The organism is Aeribacillus sp. FSL K6-1121, assembly GCF_038003725.1.
In the GTDB taxonomy this organism is placed as follows: domain Bacteria; phylum Bacillota; class Bacilli; order Bacillales; family Aeribacillaceae; genus Aeribacillus; species Aeribacillus composti.
The window spans coordinates 1493779-1517477 of the sequence record NZ_JBBOPS010000001.1; the positions used below are offsets into that span (position 1 = coordinate 1493779).

22 protein-coding genes are annotated in these 23699 nt (G+C 38.7%); 9 read left to right on the forward strand and 13 right to left on the reverse strand.

What is annotated here, in order from left to right:
- Positions 1-68 precede the first annotated feature (68 nt).
- Together NSQ61_RS07380 and pdhA are read right to left on the reverse strand one after the other, a co-directional pair.
- Entirely contained in the window at positions 69-1046 is a 978-nt protein-coding gene (locus NSQ61_RS07380; protein WP_063389643.1) for an alpha-ketoacid dehydrogenase subunit beta, read from the reverse strand.
- A gap of 2 nt (positions 1047-1048) precedes the next feature.
- The gene (gene pdhA / locus NSQ61_RS07385) at positions 1049-2170 is read right to left on the reverse strand and encodes a pyruvate dehydrogenase (acetyl-transferring) E1 component subunit alpha (RefSeq protein WP_063389642.1); all 1122 of its coding nucleotides are present in this window, start codon (positions 2168-2170) and stop codon (positions 1049-1051) included.
- Between the two features lie 518 nt (positions 2171-2688).
- Here pdhA and NSQ61_RS07390 point away from each other — a divergent pair.
- A complete protein-coding gene (locus NSQ61_RS07390; RefSeq protein WP_340806547.1) occupies positions 2689-2823 on the forward strand; it encodes a YjcZ family sporulation protein in 135 nt (44 codons plus the stop codon).
- 97 nt (positions 2824-2920) lie between these two features.
- The gene (gene def / locus NSQ61_RS07395) at positions 2921-3475 is read left to right on the forward strand and encodes a peptide deformylase (protein ID WP_063389641.1); all 555 of its coding nucleotides are present in this window, start codon (positions 2921-2923) and stop codon (positions 3473-3475) included.
- Between the two features lie 177 nt (positions 3476-3652).
- Here the strand turns inward: def and NSQ61_RS07400 are convergent, their stop codons facing one another.
- Positions 3653-4423, reverse strand: coding sequence for a Cof-type HAD-IIB family hydrolase (locus tag NSQ61_RS07400; protein ID WP_340806549.1), 771 nt, complete (start codon positions 4421-4423; stop codon positions 3653-3655).
- 375 nt (positions 4424-4798) lie between these two features.
- Between NSQ61_RS07400 and NSQ61_RS07405 the strand changes: the two genes are divergently transcribed.
- Together NSQ61_RS07405 and rnjA are read left to right on the forward strand one after the other, a co-directional pair.
- The gene (locus tag NSQ61_RS07405) at positions 4799-5005 is read left to right on the forward strand and encodes a DNA-dependent RNA polymerase subunit epsilon (protein ID WP_340806551.1); all 207 of its coding nucleotides are present in this window, start codon (positions 4799-4801) and stop codon (positions 5003-5005) included.
- A 9-nt stretch (positions 5006-5014) separates the two neighbouring features.
- The gene (rnjA, locus tag NSQ61_RS07410; protein WP_063389638.1) at positions 5015-6682 is read left to right on the forward strand and encodes a ribonuclease J1; all 1668 of its coding nucleotides are present in this window, start codon (positions 5015-5017) and stop codon (positions 6680-6682) included.
- 734 nt (positions 6683-7416) lie between these two features.
- Here the strand turns inward: rnjA and NSQ61_RS07415 are convergent.
- The 5 genes from NSQ61_RS07415 to NSQ61_RS07435 are packed head-to-tail and all read right to left on the reverse strand — an operon-like array spanning position 7417 to position 11041.
- Positions 7417-8082, reverse strand: a complete 666-nt coding sequence (locus NSQ61_RS07415) for a potassium channel family protein (protein ID WP_269467019.1) — start codon at positions 8080-8082, stop codon at positions 7417-7419.
- Positions 8083-8109: 27 nt separating this feature from the next.
- Positions 8110-8571 carry a DUF6884 domain-containing protein gene (locus NSQ61_RS07420; RefSeq protein ID WP_130157983.1) on the reverse strand — a complete coding sequence of 154 codons (462 nt, stop codon included), beginning with the start codon at positions 8569-8571 and terminating at the stop codon, positions 8110-8112.
- Between the two features lie 8 nt (positions 8572-8579).
- The gene (locus NSQ61_RS07425) at positions 8580-9305 is read right to left on the reverse strand and encodes an NAD-dependent protein deacylase (RefSeq protein WP_144596953.1); all 726 of its coding nucleotides are present in this window, start codon (positions 9303-9305) and stop codon (positions 8580-8582) included.
- Between the two features lie 40 nt (positions 9306-9345).
- Positions 9346-10245: a LysR family transcriptional regulator gene (locus NSQ61_RS07430; protein ID WP_339229077.1), complete on the reverse strand. Its 900-nt coding sequence runs from the start codon at positions 10243-10245 to the stop codon at positions 9346-9348.
- A 22-nt stretch (positions 10246-10267) separates the two neighbouring features.
- Positions 10268-11041, reverse strand: coding sequence for a sulfite exporter TauE/SafE family protein (locus tag NSQ61_RS07435; protein ID WP_094245630.1), 774 nt, complete (start codon positions 11039-11041; stop codon positions 10268-10270).
- A gap of 224 nt (positions 11042-11265) precedes the next feature.
- Here NSQ61_RS07435 and NSQ61_RS07440 point away from each other — a divergent pair, with 224 nt between their 5' ends.
- Positions 11266-12303, forward strand: a complete 1038-nt coding sequence (locus NSQ61_RS07440; RefSeq protein WP_340806555.1) for a metal ABC transporter substrate-binding protein — start codon at positions 11266-11268, stop codon at positions 12301-12303.
- A gap of 264 nt (positions 12304-12567) precedes the next feature.
- The gene (locus tag NSQ61_RS07445) at positions 12568-13785 is read left to right on the forward strand and encodes an MFS transporter (protein WP_066251268.1); all 1218 of its coding nucleotides are present in this window, start codon (positions 12568-12570) and stop codon (positions 13783-13785) included.
- Between the two features lie 231 nt (positions 13786-14016).
- Here NSQ61_RS07445 and NSQ61_RS07450 read toward each other — a convergent pair whose 3' ends face one another.
- Positions 14017-15183 (reverse strand): acyl-CoA dehydrogenase family protein, encoded by a 1167-nt coding sequence (locus NSQ61_RS07450; RefSeq protein WP_094245627.1) that lies wholly within the window; start codon positions 15181-15183, stop codon positions 14017-14019.
- Positions 15184-15330: 147 nt separating this feature from the next.
- On the opposite strand from NSQ61_RS07450, the gene NSQ61_RS07455 reads away from it, so the two are divergent.
- Positions 15331-16563 (forward strand): aminopeptidase, encoded by a 1233-nt coding sequence (locus tag NSQ61_RS07455; protein ID WP_094245626.1) that lies wholly within the window; start codon positions 15331-15333, stop codon positions 16561-16563.
- A 296-nt stretch (positions 16564-16859) separates the two neighbouring features.
- Positions 16860-17486, forward strand: a complete 627-nt coding sequence (locus NSQ61_RS07460; protein WP_340806558.1) for a LysE family translocator — start codon at positions 16860-16862, stop codon at positions 17484-17486.
- A gap of 862 nt (positions 17487-18348) precedes the next feature.
- Here NSQ61_RS07460 and NSQ61_RS07465 read toward each other — a convergent pair.
- Positions 18349-19203, reverse strand: coding sequence for a DUF4349 domain-containing protein (locus tag NSQ61_RS07465; RefSeq protein WP_327848547.1), 855 nt, complete (start codon positions 19201-19203; stop codon positions 18349-18351).
- 213 nt (positions 19204-19416) lie between these two features.
- Between NSQ61_RS07465 and NSQ61_RS07470 the strand changes: the two genes are divergently transcribed.
- Positions 19417-20586 (forward strand): FtsW/RodA/SpoVE family cell cycle protein, encoded by a 1170-nt coding sequence (locus NSQ61_RS07470; protein WP_339195358.1) that lies wholly within the window; start codon positions 19417-19419, stop codon positions 20584-20586.
- A 103-nt stretch (positions 20587-20689) separates the two neighbouring features.
- Here NSQ61_RS07470 and NSQ61_RS07475 read toward each other — a convergent pair whose 3' ends face one another.
- The 3 genes from NSQ61_RS07475 to NSQ61_RS07485 are packed head-to-tail and all read right to left on the reverse strand — an operon-like array spanning position 20690 to position 23693.
- Complete coding sequence (locus tag NSQ61_RS07475; RefSeq protein WP_340806565.1) at positions 20690-21883, reverse strand: ABC transporter permease; 1194 nt, start codon at positions 21881-21883, stop codon at positions 20690-20692.
- On the reverse strand, positions 21880-22569 hold the full coding sequence (locus tag NSQ61_RS07480) for an ABC transporter ATP-binding protein (protein ID WP_063389626.1): 690 nt from the start codon (positions 22567-22569) through the stop codon (positions 21880-21882). The genes NSQ61_RS07475 and NSQ61_RS07480 overlap by 4 nt, the downstream gene beginning before the upstream one ends.
- Complete coding sequence (locus NSQ61_RS07485) at positions 22566-23693, reverse strand: efflux RND transporter periplasmic adaptor subunit (protein ID WP_063389625.1); 1128 nt, start codon at positions 23691-23693, stop codon at positions 22566-22568. The genes NSQ61_RS07480 and NSQ61_RS07485 overlap by 4 nt, the downstream gene beginning before the upstream one ends.
- Positions 23694-23699 lie beyond the last annotated feature (6 nt).

Below are 23699 nucleotides of genomic sequence, written 5' to 3' on the forward strand. Positions count from 1 at the left end.
CAACCTCCTAAATAATTTTCAGTTGATGGCCGAAAAGAAGAAAAGATGATGCTCCTCTTTTTAGCCAATTAGAAATTCAATGCTTTTTTAGCCGTTTCAACGATATCTTTGTAGTTTGGAAGCCATACATCTTCCGCTTGTGAGAATGGATAGACAGTGTCTGGAGCTGCCACGCGGAAAACTGGAGCTTCCAAGCTAAGAATCGCTCTTTCATTAATTTCTGCAACAACATTAGCAGCAATTCCTGCTTGTTTTTGGGCTTCCTGCACGACAATCGCGCGGTTTGTTTTCTCTACTGAAGCAATAATCGTTTCTATATCCAGCGGACTTACTGTACGTAAATCGATCACTTCTGCTGAAAAGCCCTCTTTTTCAAGTTCGTCAGCAGCTTTTAAAGATTCATGCACCATTGCCCCGTAAGTGATGATCGAAATATCTTTCCCTTCACGTTTTATATCTGCTTTGCCGATCGGAATTGTATATTCTTCTTCCGGAACTTCATCACGGAAGGAACGATAAAGCTTCATATGCTCCAAGAAAATGACCGGATCATTATCCCGAATTGCTGAAATAAGCAACCCTTTTGCATCATAAGGGGTGGAAGGAATAACGACTTTTAAACCAGGCTGCTGCGCCATCAAGCCTTCCAAGCTGTCCCCGTGAAGCTCAGGGGTATGAACGCCGCCGCCGAAAGGAGAACGAATGGTGATCGGAGCATGCCAGCGGCCCCCGGAGCGATAACGCAAACGCGCCATTTGTCCAGAAATGGAATCCATAACCTCATAAACAAAACCGAAGAATTGAATTTCAGCTACCGGACGAAAGCCTTGTGTGCTTAAACCGATTGCCAAGCCGCCAATTCCTGATTCTGCCAGAGGCGTATCAAAAACTCGGTCTGGGCCGAATTCTTTTTGAAGTCCTTCTGTTGCACGGAACACACCGCCGTTTACACCAACATCTTCCCCAAATACTAACACATTTTCGTCGTTTTTCAGTTCCGTACGCAACGCATCAGTGATTGCTTGAATCATTGTCATTTGCGCCATGCTCACTTCGACTCCTTCTCTTTATAAATTTCATATTGTTCTTTTAGGTTATAAGGCCAGCTTCCTTCTTCAAACATAATGTTGATTAAGTCTGTCACTTTTTGTTTTGGAGTTTCATCCGCTTTTTTGATTGCTTCTTTTATATCTTCTTTCGCCTTTTCGATAACTTCGTTTTCTTCTTCCTCGCTCCACAATCCTTTTGCTTGAAGGAAGTTTCTGAAACGAACAAGCGGATCTTTTGCCTCCCACTCGTCATCAAGCTCTTTTGCCCGATATCTCGTTGGATCGTCTCCTGCCATTGTATGCGGACCGTAGCGGTAGCATAATGTTTCAATTAATGTCGGACCTTCACCGTTTATTGCCCGTTCACGCGCTTCCTTCACAGCTGCATAAACAGCAAGCGGATCCATTCCATCTACTTGTATACCAGGGATTCCAGCTGCAACAGCTTTTTGTGCAAGTGTTTCAGCTGAAGTTTGCACCTCTACAGGTGTTGAAATTGCAAACCGGTTGTTTTGAACGATGAAAATAGCAGGTGCTTTAAATGCCCCAGCAAAGTTTATTCCTTCGTAAAAGTCGCCTTGAGACGTTCCTCCATCACCTGTATACGTAACAGCAACTGCTTTTTTGCCGCGTTTTTTCAAGCCTAATGCTACCCCTGCAGCTTGCACATATTGGGCGCCGATAATAATTTGCGGTGAAAAAGCGTTTACGTCTTCAGGCATTTGGTTTCCATGAAAATGCCCGCGGGAATATAAAAATGCTTGATACAAAGGCAATCCATGCCAAACTAACTGCGGTATATCACGATAGCCCGGGAGAATGAAGTCCTCTTTTTCCAAGGCAAAATGAGAAGCAATTTGTGATGCTTCTTGTCCGGCAGTCGGTGCGTAAAAACCTAAACGACCTTGACGATTTAAAGAAATTGAACGCTGATCCAACACTCTGGTAAATACCATTCGTCTCATTAATTCCTTTAATTCTTCATCAGAAAGGGAAGGCATCGCATCTTCATTCACGACTTCGCCTTTTTCGTTTAAAATTTGGAACGTTTGGAATTCCTTGCGAATCGCATCAAATTGCTTTTCGCTGTCAACGACAACATTTTTCGCCTTTTTTGCCATTCAACACACCTCTTCGTTTCATTTTCTCAGCCTTTAAATTCATCCATAAAACTAGATTACCCCAAATTGTTCATGGAGACACACATTGCGGATCTTTAATTGCCAAAATCGTCAAGTACATTGCAAGATCGCTTTACAAACTGTATTAATTTTTTTATTTAAAATAGTAATACACATCGATTTCACTTCATAGTGTACACCCTTTTTTCACATGCGTCAATTAATTTGTTTATTTTTAAAACAATATATAAAACGCTTTCAAGATAATTGGAAATATTTTTACTTTTAAATCTGTACTAATACAACAGATAATTCTGTATCACTATTACAGATACAGACGGAAGCGAATCATTTATCTGGAGAGCGTGTTGCTTCTCTATATAAATTACAGAAGAATTTATATAAATAAGGAAGTCTTCTAGGCAAACGTCTATACCTTTATTTTGCTTCATCATACGATGATATAGACATTTGCCCTAAATAAGGCGATATGGAGTCCTTATGTGGAGGTGAAAGAGATGCATTATTATTCCAATCCGTCTTATCATTACCCATCATACGGATATTTTCCAGTTTCAAACTGGACATTTGTATTGATCACTGTGCTTTTTATTTTGCTCATTATTGTTGGCGCTGCCTGCTTAAACTATTAATTGATGATTGTCCGATTTTCGGGCAATTCTTTTTTGTTTCTTTTAAAAGATTTATGTATAATGAAATTTGTTGATATAGGTTCAGGAGTGATTAGCAATGATTACAATGGAAGATATTATTAAGGAAGGACATCCAACTCTTCGTCAAGTTGCCAAGGAAGTGGAATTGCCCGCTTCTGAAGAGGAGAAAAAAATTTTAGCGGAGATGCTTCAATACTTAAAAAACAGTCAAGATCCAGAGATTGCAGAAAAATATGGATTGCGGCCTGGGATCGGTCTTGCCGCCCCGCAAATTAATGTATCAAAACGAATGATTGCCGTTCATGTGACGGATGAAAAAGGAAAATTATATTCGTACGGCCTGTTCAATCCAAAAATTGTAAGCCATTCAGTGGAACAAAGTTATTTAACAAGCGGTGAAGGATGCCTTTCCGTTGACAGAGAGGTTCCAGGATATGTTCCGCGTTATGCACGCATCCGCGTCAAAGGGGTTGACCTTGAAGGCAATGAAGTCGACCTTCGTTTAAAAGGTCTTGTCGCTATTGTGTTTCAGCATGAAATAGATCATTTAAACGGCATTATGTTTTATGATCGGATCAATAAAGAGAATCCTTTTAAAGAACCGGAAAATGCAACTCCAATTGACAGATGAAGCCAGAAGTTAGCGCCCGGCATCCAAGCCGCGGAATATTTTGAAGCAAAACGAAAATCCATGCAAAAAATCCCGAATAGTTCTTTCGGGATTTTTTGTTCATAAAGAGAAATTTTTTGTGCACACTACCATTTGAAATCGCCTTTGCAAGGCATTTTTTTAAGTTTAGCTTCGGATTTATATCAACTGCAATTGCTTTGCAGCATAAAATATTCCATCTTCATCAACAGGCTTTGTAACAAAATCAGCTACTTTTTTCACATGCGAAACAGCATTACCCATAGCAACGCCTGTTCCAGCAAACGAAATCATTTCTATATCATTCAAACCGTCTCCAAAAGCAACCACATCTTGACGGCTAACGCCAAGCATATCCATTATCTTTTTGATCCCTTCTGCTTTCGATCCTTTTTTTGGAACAACATCAGTTGAAAGCTGGTGCCAGCGGACAAATTTTATCTCTTCAGAAATATTGAACTGTTCTTCTTCTCCTTCTTTGCAAAACAAAAGCGCTTGGTAAATATGTTTTTCTTGAAAATAATCAGGTCTGTACTCAGGATGCGAGAGGTGCAAAGATTTCAAACTTTCATGAATAAACGGATGATCTTCCACATTTGCTTTCATATCTTCTTCACTCAAAAATACAAGCGGGTAATCAGTATTTTCAGTCGCTTCGATTAATTGCTCCAACGCATCGACCTTCAAAGGATTTTCATAAATGACTTCTCCTTCATGCACAACATACTGTCCGTTATAGCTGACATAAGAATGGATTCCGAGCTCTTCTCTTAGCTTTTTAAACATAAAAGGACCGCGGCCGGTTGAGATGGCGACGTGATGTCCGGCTTTTTTCAAACGGGAGACCACGTCAAGAGTAGATTCCGGCAAACGTTTATCATGATCCAATAAAGTACCGTCTATATCAAAAAAAATAAATTTTTTCCCCATGTTCAATCTCCTTTTCTCTTTCGTGAAAACCTTATTTACACTAAACAAAACGGTATAGTATGCAAACGCTTTATGTCAATAGAGCTTTTCCACGTTTAGCCATAAAAAAAATAAAAAAATAGCATATAATATAAGTAAATACAATCGGACTCGACTTTGACATCTTAATGAAGGAGGAGTTGATATGTTAAAACGTTTAAAGAAAAAAATTAAAAAACAGTGGAAGCAATTGCTTCGCAGAAAATCGATTGCTTAAAGAAACCGGGCGGCTTTAGCCCGGTTTTCGTTATTTTCAATGAAGGTTGGATTTGCCATCAGAATCGACTATAATAATAAAAGCTAGTTTAACATGGAAAGTAAGGAGAGATTACGCAAATGATGTTTAAAGTTTTTTATCAGGAAAACCCGAATGAACCGCCTGTTCGGGAAAGAACGAAAACATTTTTCGTTGAAGCGGAATCAGAAAGAGAAGTTCGTGAAAAATTAAAAGGCCGCTCCATAAACATAGAATATATTCAACCGATCAGCGGCCCGTTTTATGAATTTGAAAAACAAAGCGAAAATTTTTCTGTATTGGAGTAATGATAGTATATGAAATTTGTAAAAAGAGACCAAGTAGCAGCATTCGCCCTCGGCGGATTGGGCGAAATCGGAAAAAATACGTACGGTGTGCAATTTCAAGATGAAATCATTTTAATTGATGCTGGAATTAAGTTTCCAGAAGACGAACTTCTAGGGATTGACTATGTGATTCCGGACTATACGTACTTAGTAAAAAACCAAGAAAAAATTAAAGGCTTGTTCATCACACATGGTCATGAAGATCATATAGGCGGTATACCTTATTTGCTGCGGGAAATTAATGTACCTATCTACGGCGGTAAACTGGCGATCGGACTGATTCGCAATAAGCTTGAAGAGCATGGACTTTTAAGACAAGCTAAACTAAACATCATCCAGGAGGATGATGTGATTCGGTTCAGAAAAACTGCCGTAACTTTTTTCCGTACAACTCACAGCATTCCAGATTCATATGGAATTGTTGTCAAAACTCCCGCAGGAAATATCGTTCATACAGGAGATTTTAAGTTTGATTTTACTCCAGTCGGGGAACCTGCAAATTTAACTAAAATGGCGGAAATCGGCAAAGAAGGTGTGCTCTGTCTTTTATCGGACAGCACAAACAGCGAAATTCCTGAATTTACAATGTCTGAAAGACGGGTCGGCGAAAGCATTCACGACATTTTCCGAAAAGTAAGCGGCCGCATCATTTTTGCAACATTTGCATCCAATATTCATCGACTTCAGCAAGTAACTGAAGCAGCTGTTAAAAACAATCGAAAAATAGCTGTTTTTGGAAGAAGTATGGAAGCAGCTATCCAAATTGGTCAAGAACTCGGGTATATTCGCTGCCCGAAAGATACGTTTGTTGATGCAAATGAAATAAACCGTCTGCCCGCTCATCGGGTCGTGATTTTATGTACAGGAAGCCAAGGCGAACCAATGGCCGCTCTGTCCCGAATTGCAAATGGAACTCATCGGCAAATCCAAATTATTCCCGGCGATACGGTCGTTTTCTCATCATCGCCCATCCCAGGGAACACTTTATCGGTTTCAAGAACGATCAATCTGCTTTTCCGCGCCGGTGCGGAAGTAATTCACGGGTCGTTAAATGACATCCACACATCTGGCCACGGCGGACAGGAAGAGCAAAAATTAATGCTGCGGTTAATGAAGCCAAAATATTTTATGCCGATTCATGGAGAATATAGAATGCAGATCATGCATATGAAACTAGCTGTCGATTGCGGAGTTCCAAAGGAAAACTGTTTTATTATGGATAACGGAGATGTGCTGGCGATGAACGACCGCGAAGCATCCATTGCCGGTAAAATTCCGTCCGGATCCGTTTATATTGACGGAAGCGGAATTGGCGACATTGGAAACATTGTGTTAAGAGACCGAAAAATTTTATCTGAAGAAGGACTCGTAATCGTTGTCGTCAGCATCAATATGAAAGAGTTCAAAATTGCTGCAGGACCTGACATTATATCGCGCGGCTTCGTTTATATGAGAGAATCCGGCGATTTAATTAAAGATGCCCAAGAACTGATTACTAAGCACTTAAATAAAGTATTGGAAAGAAGAACTACGCAGTGGTCGGAAATCAAAAATGAAATCGCCGATACACTCGCTCCGTTTTTATATGAAAAAACGAAACGCCGACCGATGATCTTGCCAATTATAATGGAAATTTAAGTAATAACTTGTGATCGATCCCTCTTGTGTTGACAGTGGAACGTACTGTTTAACATAAGAGGGATTTATTTTGCAAAAATGTCCAGTTGTTATTTTGTCGGCTCATAACACGCAGCATCCGGCCGCTCTTGCTTTTTTAGGTAGATGGTTTTAAAGCGGGCAGCCGTCAGCTAAAAGTTCTTATAAAAAACGAAAAAGTGAGTGCTTGAAGAGAAGAAAGACGGAGATCAAAACATGTAAATGAAAAATACCGAAAAGTTTTATGGTTAATTTTTTCGATATACAAGTGTTTAATAGAAGAGCAGAAAGACATTTTATGTACGTTTGTGCCATCATATAAATTTATACGCAATCATTTGAAAAACATTTGATGAAAAAATTCGACTTGGATAATGTCATAATCAGAATTTTTCAGGAGCAGGTGCTGCAAGTGGCAGCAGTAAAGGGAGATAATAAAGAAATCAATTTGTAGTTAAAGAAGACATGTATTCGATTGCCAGAAAAAACAACGACATTCTTGCAATAAGCAAGGATTTTGAGCCGGCAAACAAAAAAAGAATGAGAAGAACTGTCTTTAGGCATTCTAGACAGCTGCTTCTCATTCAATTACCATGTAAGCTTCAAATGATTGTTTTTACTTGACTGGATAAGTTCAGTTCATTCTTCAGTAGATTTTGATTTTGCCCATGCGGATGAAACATTTAAAGCTCCGAAAGAATGTATATAAGTTTTCATTATTCTCCTAGCACTTTCTTTTCAAACCGATCAATATCGACGTCAGCTCCGATGACAATTAAAATATCTCCTGCCTTGATTACTTCTGTAGCTTGCGGCGATACGATAATTTCGTTATTTCGTTTAATCGCAACAATATTGATTCCGTATTTCGCACGAATATCGAGCTCGATGAGAGAATGACCGGCAATGTTGCGGTTAGCAGCAATTTCAACAATGCTGTGCTCTTCCGACAGCTCAAGATAGTCCAACACATTGTTCGAAAGAAGATTATGGGCAAGCCGCCGCCCCATATCCCGTTCAGGGTGAACAACTGTATCTGCTCCTATTTTTGACAAAACCTTTTCATGATAGTCGTTTTGAGCCTTCACCGTTATATGCTTAACTCCTAGTTCTTTCAACATAATGGTTGTCAAAATGCTCGCTTGAATATTGTCGCCGATGGCTACGATCACATGATCAAAATTTCTGATTCCCAAGCTTTTTAATACGGCTTCATCCGTTGTATCCGCTACAACAGCATGTGAAACAATATTGGCAAATTCGTTTACTCGATCCTCATCCACATCAATGGCAAGCACCTCTGCTCCTTCTTCCGATAACGTTCGGCAAATGCTTCCGCCGAACCGCCCCAACCCGATTACGGCAAACTCCTTTTTCATCAATACTCCCCCATTACAACTTGAATGACATTATTCTTGTATTTCTTGGCCAAAATCAATCGCTTGTTTCAACTTTTGCTGCATAAACCCTATTCCTTTGCAATCGGAAAGAGGATAATGAAAAGCTGTCTTATTTGTAAACACTTGTTCTATATATGGACGGAATTTCTTTCCTCCCAAAAGAACAATATCATCTACATCTAACAAATTTTTTTCAACCGCTTGTTCCTTCAATTGGTTGATTGTAATTAATTCAGGATGCTTTTTCATGCTAAAGGAAACATTGTAAGGACCAGGCACAAAATCATTTGGCCGCAAAAAGCCATGCTTGGCAGACAAAATCACCCATTCATCGAAAAATTTTTTAGCATACGCCTGGCAAAGGCGGTGAAAAACTCCTATATACGCTTTTTCTGCGGAAACAGCACCTGCACTGGGCTCTTTATCCCATACTTTTTTTGTTCCGCAAGGTATGACACAAATCCTTCTCATTTAACATTTCACCTGTTCAATCGATTATTCAATTCATTCAAAAATTGTATAATATCGTTATGAAAAACAAAATCAGCCCATTCATCGAAGTCTGTTTGTTCTTGGTTGACAATCACTAATACCGCTCCCATCCTTTTTGCCAAGAACGGTATTTCGTTCGCTGGCCGAACTGTTAAAGATGAACCAAGCACGATCATAACGTCTGCTTTTTCACATTCAAGCTCCGCATCTCTAAAAGCATCTTCCGAAAGCAGCTCTCCGAACAGTGTAATGGAAGGACGAATAAAGCCCCCGCAGCCGCAATAATATTGATTTTTCAAGTATACATCATTTAAAAAGCGTTGGCCGCAATTGTGGCAGTGAAACGTTTGAAGTGTTCCATGAAGTTCAATTACGTTTTTGCTTCCTGCTAAGAGATGGAACCCATCAATGTTTTGAGTAATAATCGATTGAATCTTCCCTTCCTTTTCCCATTTTGCCAGCAAGTAGTGTCCTTCATTCGGAGATTTGCTTTTATATAATTGAAGGCGTTCTTTATAAAATTGAATAAATTCATCACGGTTTGTCTCCATCGCTTCAATGCTTGCCAATTTACTCGGATCCTTTTTGCGCCACAAACCAGTTTTTGAACGATAATCCGGAATTCCGCTGGCAGTGGACATCCCTGCGCCAGTAAATACAACAGCATGTTCAGATTGTTGCAAAAGATCAGCGATTTCGGATATCAAAGCCATCTTTTTTCATCCTTTTTTATTAATTGTGAAAACAATTATTTTAACCTGAACTTACCATTTTTTTATAAATGAAATCAATAAATTCGTCAACAATTTCTTTGCGGAACCGTTCAGTCCGAGACAATATCGATAAATGCCGTTTAATTTCCACATCTTTTATTTTCAATTCATATAAGTAGCCGTATTTCAGCTCTCTTGACACCGTAATCCTCGGCAAAAAGCCGATTCCCAGCCCGGATTCTATAGCAGCTTTTACAGCCTGCGTGCTTCCTAGCTCCATATAATAATTTATTTTATCTAACACCCCATATTTTTTTAATGTATTTTCGATAATGAGACGGGTTCCTGAATTTTTTTCTCTCCAGATCATTTTTTCTTTTGCCAGCTCTTCAATGTCAATTTGTTTTTTCTCCTTCAAAGGATGCTCTCTTCCGCATACTAAAATAAGCTCGTCATCGACAAGCTTTTTTACATGAAAAATGCTGTTTTCTACAACTCCTTCTACAAATCCGATATCAATTTTGCGGTCAACAAGCCGATCAATAATGCCCGGAGTATTAGAAATCGCTAATGAAAGCTTTACATCTGGCACTTCTTTTTTAAATTTTCCGAGCAGACTAGGCAAAAGATATTCCCCAATTGTCAACGTCGCTCCGACACTTAGTGTAAAATCTTTGTGTCCGGTTATTTCCTTTACTGCTTCTTTTGATTGTTGAATTTCTTCCACAATATTTTTGGCAATCGGATATAACATTTTGCCGGCTTTTGTCAAAGTCATTTTTCCGTTCGAACGGTCAAACAATGGGGTTCCATAATAATCCTCTAGTTGATGGATTTTTCTCGTAACAGCCGGCTGGGACACATAGACAAGCTTTGCAGCACGGCTGATGCTCCCTTCCTCAACAACAAGACAAAACATTTTTAAACTTTCCAAATCCAATTCGGAATCACTTCCTTACAATTTAAACACTTAAAAACAACTTCATGCTAACACCTATCAGCAAAAAAGACAACATTTGCAAAATCCATTTTCCAGGCACTTTTGTTGATAAGATAGCTCCCAGTTGAGAGCCGATCATCACTCCTATACCGCCCCACAAGCAGGCCGTCCAATTAACATTCCCTAATGCAATTTGATTCAGCGCACCAACAAGTGAATAGATCGATAATGCAAAAAGAGAAATCGCAGTTGCGTCGTGAGGACGAATCTTCAATAAATAAATTAAAATGGGGACGAGCAACCATCCGCCGCCAATTCCAAAAAAATTCGATAAAGTTCCCAACAAAAGTCCGATGATGAATAAAAAAACAGCTTTTAAACGGTTTCTGCCCTCATTGAAAAAACCTGCTTTCATACTATGTTCCGGCTCTTCCGGAGCTTTTTTTAAAAGCAAAAACATCCCGAGCATGAATAAAGCAGCGGCAAATATCCAATAAAAAAAGTCGGGTGAAATAATTCCCAACAGCCAAGTGCCGATAAACGTTCCCGGGATGGAGCCGAAGATGATCGGCCAACTGATAGAAAAATGAACACGCTTTTGCCGTATATAATTCATCGACCCTGATATGGAATTGAGAAAAACCACAACAAGACCCGTACCAGCTGCAATTTCAGGAGGCAATTTCAACAGCAATAAGAGAGCAGGAACAAACACAAATCCTCCTCCTGCTCCCACCATTACCCCATAAGCGCCTGACAAAAGTCCAAGAGCGAGCAGCAAAACCATTTCCACCATTCAAGTTCACCTCTATTAATATCCTAATTAAAGGGTACCAGTGAGAAGGATTGGTGTGAAATGCTTATTCAACATGGGGTATAACAAAATGTTATAGTTTGTGATATTTTTGTTTTTAGTGCTTCTAGCCTTGCCCATTTAGAAAATGTTATATATAATTAAATCGAAATCATTACGATTTAATACAGCGGGGTACACATATATTTTGAAAGGAGTTCAAATCGATGAAAAAAGTCTTTTTTGCATTTTTAATGGCAATGCTTGCAATCTTTCCTATCGGCTGCGGCCAAAATAACAACAATGCCTCCGAAACGAACAATCATAATGAGGACAAAAACAATCAAAAAGAAATTGAAATTTATACAACAATCTATCCACTGACAGATTTCACTAAAAAAATCGGCGGTAAATACGTTCACGTCGAAAGTGTTTACCCACCGAATGTAGAAGCCCACACGTATGAACCTACATTAAAAACTTTGGAAGCAATTGCGAAAGCGGATTTATTTATCTATACTGGAGCTGGTATAGAAGGATTTGCCGATAAGGCAGAAAAAACGCTGAAAGACGGCAATGTCAAAATTGTAAAAGCAGCTGAAGGAATTCCATTATTAAGTGCGTCCGAAGATGAACATGACCATGAAAGTAGAGAAGAAGAGCATTCACATCATGAAGAAGATTCAGATCATGAAGAAGAACATGTGAACCAAAACGAAGAGGAACACGATCATGCACATGGAGATGTTGACCCTCATGTATGGCTTGATCCAAATAGGGCCATTACTCTTGCGGAAAACATCAAGAACGCTTTAACGGAAGCGGCTCCTGATCAAAAAGAATATTTTGAACAAAATTTCGCTCAACTTAAACAAGATCTTGAAGAACTGGATCAATCATTTCAAGAAACAATTAAAAAATCGAAAACAAAATATATTCTTGTGGCTCATGCTGCTTATGGTTATTGGGAAGACCGCTACGATATTGAACAAATTCCAATATCGGGATTATCTCCAACAGATGAGCCTAGTCAAAAGCAGCTTGTCAAAATCATTGAACTATCGAAAAAACATCATTTAAAACATGTGATCTTTGAACAAAATGTATCTGAAAAAGTAGCAAAAATCATCCAACAAGAAATTGGTGCCAAATCATTAACGCTACATAATTTAGAAAGTGTTTCGGAAACAGATTTAAAAAATAACGAAGACTACTTCAGCATTATGAAACGCAATCTTGAAACGTTATCTGAAGCTTTAAATTAAATACTATTTGCACGCTTTTAGGGGGCTGTCCAATGAGTCTTTTTTGGCTTATTGATGCCCCTTTCATGCTTTAGAAAACGTTGTTATATCGATGTTTATGAGTTTTTTGTTTTCAATGGAAATTTGACTTTCTAGACAGACCTTTATATATACTAAGTTGACATAATAAAACTACTGTATACTGTTAAACTTTTTTATTTCATATTTTTGTAAAATCAAGTAAAATATTTAGACATACGAATAAATATGAGAGGAGAAACCAAAATGGAAGCAGCTGTTCAAAAACAGAATATGGGTCAAATTACATTATACAGAATATTATTTATTATCGGATTTGTTCATCTTCTAAACGATTCGATTCAAGCTGTTATTCCAGCAGTTTTCCCTATATTGGAAAAATCAATGAATCTTACATATATGCAGCTTGGATTCATTACATTCAGCCTTCAGCTAACGGCATCTTTGCTTCAGCCTGCTGTCGGGTTTTATACAGATAAAAAGCCGATGCCTTATTTGCTGCCCATCGGGCTTACGTGTACGTTTTTCGGCATGCTGGGACTTGCTTTTGCACCTAATTATTGGATTGTTTTAGTTTCGGTATTTTTCGTCGGAATCGGTTCAGCCGTTTTTCATCCGGAAGGTTCAAGAGTGGTGCATTTAGCAGCGGGAGAACGAAAAGGGCTCGCCCAATCCATTTTTCAAGTTGGAGGTAATGCCGGACAATCTCTTGCTCCCATTATGACAGCTCTTATTTTCGTCCCTATGGGACAATTTGGCGCGATTTGGTTTACTTTAATTGCCGGCATGGCCGTCATCGTCCTTCTATACATTGCAAATTGGTATAAGGAAAAGCTCGACAGCCGAAAAAAAACAAGCGCAAAAAAAGCCGTTGTGCAAGTTCCTGCCGCTCGAAAAAAGCAAGTGAAAATTGGACTTATGCTGCTCATCTTCTTAGTTTTTGCTCGTTCATGGTATCATGCAGCAATCACTAATTTTTACCCTTTTTATTTAATTCATGAACATGGACTTTCCATCAGCAAAACACAGCTATATATTTTTATATTTTTAGCAGCAGGTGCAATCGGAACATTTTTAGGAGGGCCGCTTTCAGATCGTTTCGGAAGACGGAATATCATTGCTTTCTCAATGCTTGGATCAGCTCCGCTGGCGGTCATTTTGCCTTATGTGAATGAATTTTGGGCAATTCCAATAATGCTCATTAACGGCTTTATTATTTTGTCAAGCTTTTCTGTAGTTGTCGTATACGCACAAGAGCTAATGCCTGGAAAAATCGGAACTGCATCAGGCTTAATGGTCGGTCTTGCCTTCGGTTTAGGCGCTTTAGGATCAGTCGTGCTCGGTGCTCTCGCGGACTTATTCGGCTTAAAGCCAGTTATGATCGCGTGCGGCTTTCTTCCATTTATCGGCATGCTCTCCATGCTTTTACCTTCCGATCAAAAGCTGAAAGAATGGACATCTTAACATTTTTACAAGACAGCAGCTACTTTTCAATTGATGTGAAACAAAAGACAAAGTTGTTTTGACAATAAAAAAAGATTGAATGAAGTTAAAACCAATGAACAATTTTTTGTTCAAATGTAATAAATGAAAGCTTTTATTTGTACTAAGGAACGAATGAACACAGAAATAATAAAAGGCGTTTTTCGGCTGTCCATCAACTTTTCAGCCTGAGAAAACGCCTTTTGTGTTCTTTTATTCTTGAAAAGCACGGTCACCGAAAATTTTTAACGTTATATCATCTGCTGGAGGATTATGAAGACCGCATCTGACATCCCGATAGTAGCGCTCCAATGGGTATTCTTTTCTTAAGCTTTGTCCGCCTGCAATTCGCATGGCTAGGTCAACGACTTTGATCGCACTGTTTGTGGCAACATATTTTACGGCAGCCAGCTCATGCCCCATTTGTTCGTGTAAATGCGGCTGTTCATCCCATTTTTTCGCCACACTGTACATAAAATGCCGTGCGCTTGTAAGCTCCAGATCCATTTCAGCTGTTTTTCGCCGCACTTCCGAAAGTTCTGAAATTGGATGAGAAAGACTGGCAGGTTGATACTCTTTTGCATATTTGACAGCAAAGTTTCTTGCGGCGATAGCGATCCCGAGGTAGCAGGCAGGAATATGTAAAAGCCATCCTTTCGGAGTGGAAGGACTGAATGTAGCTTGTCTGATCGAAACGAGAGCGTCTTTTTCGACCTTTACGTTGTGCAGTAATAAATCGTCGCTTCTTGTCGCGCGCATGCCGATTGTATCCCATGTTTCTTTTATGGAAAGCCCCTCTGCTCCTTTTGGGACTAAATATTCGCCAACCTCACCTGTTTCTTCAATTGTTGCGGTTACAATAAAATAATCTAGAATCGGGGCCAGTGATGTGAACGATTTATGGCCATTAATAATCCAGCTGCTTCCTTCTTTTCTTGCCGTTGTTTTTGGTTTTCCGCCTCTTGCAGGACTTCCGGCAGCCGGTTCTGATGCACAGCTATTGATTAATTTTCCTTCAGCGACAATTTCTTCGCAAATGCGCTCAAACGTGCGTTCATCCCATTTTTTTGATTCGGATAAATCCATTACGATTCCATTATGCCACCCTAACGATAAACCTGTCGCTCCATCTCCTTCTGCAATTTTTTCTTGAACAAGCAGAAATTCATATAAAGAAATTTCATTTCCTCCATATTTTTTTGGCACAGTTAATTTCAGAAATCCTTCCGTTTTTAAATCTGAAAAGTTTTCAAATGGAAACGAAGATTCCTGATCATTTTTCGCGGCTCGCTCCGCGAACTTCTCCGCAAGTTTTTCGGCTTTTTCTCTTAATTCTCGATGCGATTTGTTGACAATAACCATTTCATCTAAAAAATTCATATTCTTCACACACCTGTTTCTTTTTCTTTCTTTTCTATCTCTATTGTAGCTCTATTATTCATTTTCGTTAAGCAATCCAATTGGTTTTATTTTAATTTTTTTGGTAAAATACAGAAAAAAATATGTAGGAAATAAAGGAGAATGATGATGACAACTTTCAAACAGCAGCTTGAAAAATATGCAGAACTTGCCGTCAAGGTCGGAGTCAATGTTCAAAAAGGACAAGAATTGTTCATTTCTGCAAGCATAGATGCAAAAGAACTCGTCCGATTTATTGCGGAAAAAGCTTATGAGGTTGGTGCAAGGAATATTCATATCGACTGGCAAGATGATGTTTTAACAAGATTAAAATATGAAAAGGCTCCTGATGACGTGTTTTTAGAATATCCTGAATGGAAGTCTCTCGAAAGAACTGCCCTAGCAGAAAGAAATGCAGCTTTTATTTCTATTGTGTCCCAAAGCCCTGATTTATTAAAAGGCATTCAGCCTGAGAGAATCGCTAATTTCCAGAAAGCGTCTGGAACAGCTTTAAATACGTTTCGCAGATACATACAATCGGATAAAGTCAGCTGGACGGTTATCGCTGCCGCAAGCGAAGAATGGGCGGAGAAAGTTTTTCCAAATGAAGAAAAATCGCTTCGAGTTGAAAAATTATGGAATGCTATTTTTCAAGCAACACGCATTAATGAGGAAGATCCGGTTTCTGCATGGAAAAAACATAATGAAAACCTTCATCAAAAAGTCGATTATTTAAATGCGAAAAAATATAGAAAACTCCATTATCAAGCTCCTGGAACGGATTTAACTATTGAACTGCCTGAAAAGCACCTATGGGTGGGAGCAGGAAGCGTTAATGAAAAAGGCGTTTCTTTCATGGCAAACATGCCTACAGAAGAAGTGTTCACAGCTCCGAAAAAAGATGGGGTAAATGGTTATGTGACTAGCACAAAACCGTTAAGCTACGGCGGAAATTTAATTGAAAATTTTGTAATCACATTTGAACGAGGACGCATTACAAATGTAACAGCCGAAAAAGGCGAAGAAATTTTGAAGCAATTAGTCGAAACAGATGAAGGCTCTCATTATTTAGGTGAAATTGCTTTAGTACCTCATAACTCACCGATCTCAAAGTCAAATCTTTTATTTTATAACACGTTGTTTGACGAAAATGCTTCAAACCATTTAGCGATCGGCAGCGCCTATGCGTTTTGCTTAGAAGGCGGAAAAACGATGACAGAGGATGAATTGAAACAGCATGGTCTCAACACGAGCATTACACATGTTGATTTTATGATTGGAAGTGCAGAAATGGACATCGACGGCATTCTTCCGGACGGCACACGTGAACCAATCTTCCGAAAAGGAAATTGGGCGTTTTAAAAAAGGGCCGGCTGATCGTTTCTCATGAAAGCCTTGCTTAAATATTGCACAACACTTAGCTGAAACTGTATCATTCATCCTTGACGTTTGTTTCAGGCAAGTCAGTAAAAGCTCTATATTTCTCGTTTTGCTTATTTGCTGCATCAACATCATCATAGTATTTGTCTTCTTTGAATCGAATCGTACTTTATCATGCTAATGGGCGGTCATTTGACTTTGCCCTTTTCATTCTTATTCAAAGAAAAAAACAGCCAAACTTTATAATGATCCACTATGCGAAAAGGAGAACGTAAAAAATGGAATTGTCCATCATTTTAAGTTTTCTTGCAGCTTCTATTTTATTAACCGTTGCACCAGGACCCGATAATTTATTTGTCATTGCACAAAGTATGTCTTACGGCTTTCGAGCGGGGTTCATCACTTCTCTCGGACTTTGCACCGGACTTATCGGACATACTTTAATCGCATCACTCGGACTGTCAGCCATACTCTATCAATCTACTGTTATTTTTACAGCTATTAAATCTGTCGGTGCGATCTATCTGTTATATTTAGCATGGGAATCTTATAAGGAAGGGAAATCAGCAGTTTCCGGTAAAATAGCAAATGTAAAAAGTCTTTCCCTCTTTTCTTTATATAAAAGAGGCATTTTGATGAACCTGTTAAATCCGAAGGTGTCATTGTTCTTTTTAGCTTTATTGCCGCAGTTTGTATCAACAAACAGCGTCCATGTTCAGCTCGACATGTTTGTACTAGGTCTTATTTTCATTGTACAAGCATTGGTATTGCTTTCCTTATTTTCAGCATTAGCCGGCAAAATAAAAATTTTGTTTCAATCTAAAAAAACAGTTTCTGCTATTCATTACGGCAAATCTATTTTATTTGCAGTTCTTGGCGGAAAGCTGCTTTTTACAAAAATTTAGTAGATACAATGAGGGGGAACGTCAGGAGCGAAATTTTTTTCGCTCCAGTTTTTTTACTCTGCCCCCTACTTCATTTGTTTAGAAGATGAATGTCCGAATCAACATCATTACTTTCCCGCACATATCTTTTCTTAAGGCAGTAAGATCAATTTTTTTACATGTTTTAAAGCCGTCCAAACTCATTCTTTTTACAGCTTCTTTTGTCTGCTATAATTCTACGTTTATTAATCTATTTGTCCTCCTACATAACTGAATTCTTCCTATCATCCTTCTCCCAAAAACAAAATCGTCAAGCTGAATAATCTCATTCCAATCATTTGAAGGTGTTTATTCATTTTAACCTTCTAATTCGCATATATTTGTACAAATGAGAGGTGAACATGGTGAACGCAGAAAAAACTAAGCCGGCTCTACAAATAAAAACATTTTTTGAACATCGTTTGCAGCGGTTTCTTAAGCATCTTTTTTTATCGATCATTTGCGGATATATTTTATACTACTTAGTTAATTAAATGCAGAATAAACACAGCGAATTCATAACAAAGAGACTTCACATTTTTAGTACATGAAGTTCGAAACTGCCTATAATAAACAAACGATGCCGAAAGCAAAAGCACTGCAATCGGTATTTCCGGCTTTCCGGAAAGCCAAATCCTCAATATATCAACGTTTCTAAAACAATAATGAGGGCTTCTATTATGCGAAAAAACGAGTTATAGATATCCCCTAAAAAAACATGCCTTGGCTCGCAAGCTTCTTTGAAGTCAGAGTTAAAAAATTCAAATTGAAAAAGACCGCACAATTTCATTAATAAATTGTGCGGTCTTTATCATTTTAACAGCCGATCCACAAGTAAAAAAGATTACTCAGTTTTCTCCTGTTTCTTTTTAAATGTTCGATATACGAAGAAAAATATAATAAGCGCCAATAAAACAATTGGTAAATTCCCTACAACGATCACAACAATCCAAGATGCCGCCTGAACAATCCAATGAATGCTTGTCAAAAATTGTTCTTTCGTTTTTTCCCACGTATTAAAATCCTTTGAAAAATTTTCATGAGATTTTATTTCTGTTAATTGCAGTTCAACTGTTGCATAGTCTGTTCTATTTTCAATATATTTTATTCTGCCCTTTAATTGTTCGATTTCTTCTTGGACAGCTGCCAAATCTTCCGAAATTTTCAACAAGTCTTCTGTTTTCTCAGCCGATTCCATAAATTTAAGGAGCCGAGCTTCAACCGCTTGCTTCGATTTCAATCGAGAGTTTAAATCGACATATTCTTCTGTTTGATCTTCACCAGTCATTTGCTCCGATTTGACTGATTTGCTTGCCTTTTTCACTTCCTCTATAAATCGTTGAAGTTCATTTTGAGGAATGCGGAACGTTACATATGCCTCGATCTTTCCATCCTGTTCCACTGCATTTGATTGAATGATATAGCCCCCTCTGCTTTCGGCCTTCTTTGTTAAGTTTGCAATCGTTTCATCATAGCTTACCACTTCTGCCGTTATATTCGCAGTGTACATAACTTTTCGTTCGTTTGAGTATGTGCTGGCAGCTGATTTCGCTTCAACTGTTTCCATTTCTCCTTTTTTTTCAATTTTTTTCTCTATCATGGTCTGATCCATTTTAGCACTTTCTACGGATGATTTTTGTTCTGAATTGCTGCAGGCGGCCAAGAAGAGCAGCAACAAACCAATCAAGACTTTCTTCATTTTCATCATCTCCAGTTAATTACAGTTTATGGATTAGACGAAATAATGAAGCAAAGGTATCTTAAATAGATGAATAAAATGTGTGCAAACAAATGAAAGTGTGCTACTATAATAAACGTACTTGCGCTTGAAACCTTTCGCTTTTACCATTCGTCTAACATAAGGAAATTCTACTCTTCTAAAAAAAACATTTTCATAAAGTTGGTGGGCTTCATGGATTCTAACAAAAAGGCGCAATCGCGGTTTGATTATCAATTAGCATTTATTATATTTCTACTATTTTGCGCGAGCTGCGTGGCCATTTACGGAGCGCAAATGACTTCAGGGCAATATGCGGTAAACTTTATTTTTAAGCAAATTGCCTTCTATGCAGCCAGCTGTCTTATTGCCGGAGTTGTCATGCTGTTCGATTCAGAACAAATTCAAAAAATGACATGGTATTTATACGGTTTTGGGATATTTCTTCTATTTTTGTTAATGATTTCACCGGCAAAAATTGCTAAAGAAATAAATGGCGCTAAAGCATGGTTTACTCTTCCCGGTTTTTCGTTTCAGCCTTCAGAAATCATGAAAGTTTTCTTAATCATTGCTTTGAGCCATATTATTTGCAAGCATCATCAAAAGTATTTGCATCGAACCATTCAAACCGATCTCATTTTGTTATGTAAAATGGGTGTGACGACAGCAGTACCGGTATTGTTCGTTATACTGCAGCCTGACTTTGGGACTGCGCTTGTCATGTTTGCCATTTTAGCCGGCCTTATTCTTGTTTCAGGCATATCTTGGCGGATTCTTACATTAGGGTTTCTCATCGTAACCCTCTTTGCTGCAACAATTTTTTATCTTGTATTGCGAATGCCTGAATTTCTTGCCAAATATTTAGGTGTCAAGCAATATCAGTTCGGCCGGATTTATGCATGGTTAAATCCCGAAGGATATAAAAGCGCTGAAGGCTATCATTTGCTCAATTCTCTAAAAGCTATCGGATCTGGACAAATTTTCGGAAAAGGGGTTGGGCATGGACAAGTATATATCCCTGAAAACCACACCGACTTTATATTCAGTGTGATTGGGGAGCAATTTGGATTTATCGGCACTAGTATTGTCATTAGTTTATTTTTCTTATTAATCTATCACATCATTAAAGTGTCAATTGAAACAACTGAACCGTTTAACAGCTATCTTTGTACTGGCGTCATCAGCTTGTTTGTCTTCCATGTATTTCAAAATGTCGGCATGACGATTGGCCTTCTGCCGATCACAGGTATACCGCTTCCTTTTATCAGCTATGGAGGAAGCTCCCTTATTGGCAGCATGATGGCGATCGGATTGATTTTCAGTATCCGATGGCACCATCGTGTATCTATGTTTTCAAAAGAATAGGTGTCCAATAAAGTTGGACACCTTTTTTGTTTTGTTTAAAAAATAGATTGTATTAGCATGAATTTTTCTCGCCTATGGAAGGCAGAGCCAGCAGCTTTCTGTATCACTCATATCTTAACGATTCGATTGGATCCAATCTTGCCGCCTTGTTTGCCGGCAATAGTCCAAAGAGAATCCCAATAAACATTGAGAATAAAAGTCCGCCGACGACAACCTGCCATGATACTAATGATGGCCAACCGGCAAAAATGGAAATGATGGATGCAATTCCTGCACCTAATAAAACCCCTAAAGTTCCCCCAATTAATGTTAATGTCATCGATTCAATTAAAAATTGCAGCAAAATTTGTCTCCTTGTTGCACCAAGAGCTTTGCGGATGCCGATTTCTCTCGTTCTCTCGGTGACGGAGACGAGCATGATGTTCATGACACCGATGCCGCCAACTACGAGGGAAATTCCGGCTATGCTTCCGATAATCATGGTCATAATACGGGTAATTTGGCCGATGGATTCTGCAATTTCTTCAAAATTCACCACTTGATACGAATCTTCTGTTTGATGCATGTCGTTTAGCAATTGCTCAGCTTTTTCCCCTGCAGCTTTGATTTCGTCTGCACTAACTGCTTCAAGCGTTACTTGCGTATAATTCGTTTGACCGAAAGCATTTCGATAAGCCGTCCATGGAGTGTAAATTTCCGACATGCCAAAGGCAAAAATTCCTGTCGGTTTTTCAAGTATGCCGATAATTTCGAACGGCTGATTCGATACCCAAACGACCTCGCCAATCGGATTATGTTTTTTAAATAAATCTTCTGCTAGTTGGTCGCTAATAATCGCAACACGTCTGCCGCCTAAAAAATCCGCTTCCGTAAACAGTCGGCCTTTATGAATGTTTAATTGATTGACATCCATATATGCAGCATTGATCCCATAGACCGTGGCATCGATTGTTTCTTCTTTATACCTTATTTGATAAGAACTTGTCGTGGAAGCAACAACCTGTTTAACTTCAGGGATCTCTTTCAACGCTTCAACATCTTCTTGGGTAAACGGATCCACTAACATTGCGTTCGGATTTGCTTTCAACTCTTCTTCACTTGGTTGATAATACACTTCTATCGTATTGCTGCTGCCTGCAATTTGGGCTTTTAAGGCTTGTTCGCCCCCTTGGCCGATTGCTACAACTAAAATAACAGATCCGACTCCGATAATTATTCCTAGCATTGTCAGAATTGAACGGAGCTTATGGGCAAGAATGGAGGAAAACGCCATCCGAAAATTTTCCATCAAATTCATAATGTGCTCCCCCGTCCCAAATCTTCTTGTAAAATTTCTCCATCTCTTACTACAATCGTACGCTTAGCAAATTGAGCCACTTCATGTTCATGCGTTACGACAATGATGGTTGTCCCTTCTTTATTTAGCATTGTAAATTGTTCCATAATTGCTTCGCTTGTTTTCGTATCCAATGCACCAGTCGGTTCATCTGCCAAAATGAGCTTTGGATTATTTACAATGGCTCGAGCTATTGCCACCCGTTGTTTTTGGCCTCCCGATAATTCGTTTGGCATATGCTGAATTCTATCGCCGAGTCCAACCTTTATTAAAGCCTGCTTAGCGAGTTCATCCCGCTGTTTTTTTCCAATGCCGGCGTAAATCATTGGCAGCTCTACATTTTTTAAGGCGCTCAACCGCGGCAGAAGATGAAACTGCTGAAAAACAAAACCGATTTTCTTGTTGCGTATTTTGGCCAATTCTTGATCATCAAGGGACGATATATCCTTCCCTTCAAAATAGTAAGCACCTGATGTCGGGCGGTCCAAACAGCCAATAATATTCATGAGAGTTGATTTGCCGGAACCGGACGGCCCCATAATGGCCACAAAATCCCCCTGCCGGATTTCTAAATTGATTTTTTTGAGCACATCCATTGTTTCTTTACCGTTTCTATAAGATTTCGTCACATCTTCCAGCTTGATCATTTGATTGTCACTTCCACGCCTGCTTTGATTTCATCAGATGGTTCACGAACAATTTCATCATCTTTTGTTAAACCGCTCGTCACCTCAATATATTCATCGGTTGAAGTACCGGTTTTAATTTCTTTTCTTGTTATTTTTCCGTTTTTCACTACATAAACATATTGTTGATCATCATCTTGTTGAACAGCGGTAAGAGGAATAACATTCGCTTTTTTTCTTTCCGTTTCAATTTCCATAATCAATTTAAAGCCAGGCTTCACCGGGATGTTCTGATCTTGGACAAGAACTTCCACTGGATACTGGACAGCCTCGTTTCCTGTTTCCGCCGCCATCTCACTGCCTTGTTGAGGCAAAATGCCAATTTTCAATACTTTTCCTTTCCATTTTGCATCAGGCACCACATCAGATTTTAAAACTACAGGCTGACCTTCTTTAATTTTTAAAGAATCGTATTCAGAAATGACCCCTTCCACTTTCATTTTGTTCAAACTGCCAATATGTATGAGCGGCTTCACATTTTCGCCCATTGCTACTGCTGCGTCTTCATCTACGGTAATCACAATTCCATCAACTTCGCTTTTCACTTCAAGTTCTAAAATCTTCTTTTCTACTGTTTCCAGTTGAATCTTCTGTTGTTTAAGCTCAAGATTCGTCATTTTCTTATCCATTTGCAGTTGATTTTTTTCATTTTCTATCTGCTTTTCTGCTTCTTCTTTACCGACTTGTTTCTTCAATTCTTCTTCTTTTTTCTTCAGATCATCCAACTGCTCATTGATTTGATCTAGTTTGATATAGCTTTGTTCAATCGAAAGCTTGGCCTGTTCCTTTTCAAGCTCTAATTGTTCGTTTTCATAAATGACGAGAGGTGCTCCTTTTTTTATTTTGTCCCCTTCTTTGACAAGGATTTTTTTGATCTTTCCTCTTTCAGCATCATAATAAATTTTTTGTTCATTCATTAATTGAAGAGTACCGGGAATCATAACATTCCCGGTAATTTCTTTTTGCTCCAATTTGACTGTTTCTACAGTCGGATTTTCCTTCGATGCAGCACGAAAAATACTGATCCCAACAAATAAAGCGATGATAACTGCTACTCCTACACCGATCAAAACTTTCTTTCTCATACTATA

Bases quoted from the DNA above. Each gene is read 5' to 3' on its own strand.
- NSQ61_RS07455 (WP_094245626.1), top strand. From the start codon at position 15,331: ATGACAACTTTCAAACAGCAGCTTGAAAAATATGCAGAACTTGCCGTC.
- NSQ61_RS07420 (WP_130157983.1), bottom strand. From the start codon at position 8,571: ATGAGAAGGATTTGTGTCATACCTTGCGGAACAAAAAAAGTATGGGAT.
- NSQ61_RS07405 (WP_340806551.1), top strand. From the start codon at position 4,799: ATGATGTTTAAAGTTTTTTATCAGGAAAACCCGAATGAACCGCCTGTT.
- NSQ61_RS07485 (WP_063389625.1), bottom strand. From the start codon at position 23,693: ATGAGAAAGAAAGTTTTGATCGGTGTAGGAGTAGCAGTTATCATCGCT.
- def (WP_063389641.1), top strand. From the start codon at position 2,921: ATGATTACAATGGAAGATATTATTAAGGAAGGACATCCAACTCTTCGT.
- NSQ61_RS07475 (WP_340806565.1), bottom strand. From the start codon at position 21,883: ATGAATTTGATGGAAAATTTTCGGATGGCGTTTTCCTCCATTCTTGCC.
- NSQ61_RS07465 (WP_327848547.1), bottom strand. From the start codon at position 19,203: ATGAAGAAAGTCTTGATTGGTTTGTTGCTGCTCTTCTTGGCCGCCTGC.
- NSQ61_RS07390 (WP_340806547.1), top strand. From the start codon at position 2,689: ATGCATTATTATTCCAATCCGTCTTATCATTACCCATCATACGGATAT.
- NSQ61_RS07470 (WP_339195358.1), top strand. From the start codon at position 19,417: ATGGATTCTAACAAAAAGGCGCAATCGCGGTTTGATTATCAATTAGCA.
- NSQ61_RS07445 (WP_066251268.1), top strand. From the start codon at position 12,568: ATGGAAGCAGCTGTTCAAAAACAGAATATGGGTCAAATTACATTATAC.
- NSQ61_RS07400 (WP_340806549.1), bottom strand. From the start codon at position 4,423: ATGGGGAAAAAATTTATTTTTTTTGATATAGACGGTACTTTATTGGAT.
- rnjA (WP_063389638.1), top strand. From the start codon at position 5,015: ATGAAATTTGTAAAAAGAGACCAAGTAGCAGCATTCGCCCTCGGCGGA.
- NSQ61_RS07450 (WP_094245627.1), bottom strand. From the start codon at position 15,183: ATGAATTTTTTAGATGAAATGGTTATTGTCAACAAATCGCATCGAGAA.
- NSQ61_RS07425 (WP_144596953.1), bottom strand. From the start codon at position 9,305: ATGGCTTTGATATCCGAAATCGCTGATCTTTTGCAACAATCTGAACAT.
- NSQ61_RS07380 (WP_063389643.1), bottom strand. From the start codon at position 1,046: ATGGCGCAAATGACAATGATTCAAGCAATCACTGATGCGTTGCGTACG.
- NSQ61_RS07435 (WP_094245630.1), bottom strand. From the start codon at position 11,041: ATGGTGGAAATGGTTTTGCTGCTCGCTCTTGGACTTTTGTCAGGCGCT.
- pdhA (WP_063389642.1), bottom strand. From the start codon at position 2,170: ATGGCAAAAAAGGCGAAAAATGTTGTCGTTGACAGCGAAAAGCAATTT.
- NSQ61_RS07480 (WP_063389626.1), bottom strand. From the start codon at position 22,569: ATGATCAAGCTGGAAGATGTGACGAAATCTTATAGAAACGGTAAAGAA.
- NSQ61_RS07460 (WP_340806558.1), top strand. From the start codon at position 16,860: ATGGAATTGTCCATCATTTTAAGTTTTCTTGCAGCTTCTATTTTATTA.
- NSQ61_RS07440 (WP_340806555.1), top strand. From the start codon at position 11,266: ATGAAAAAAGTCTTTTTTGCATTTTTAATGGCAATGCTTGCAATCTTT.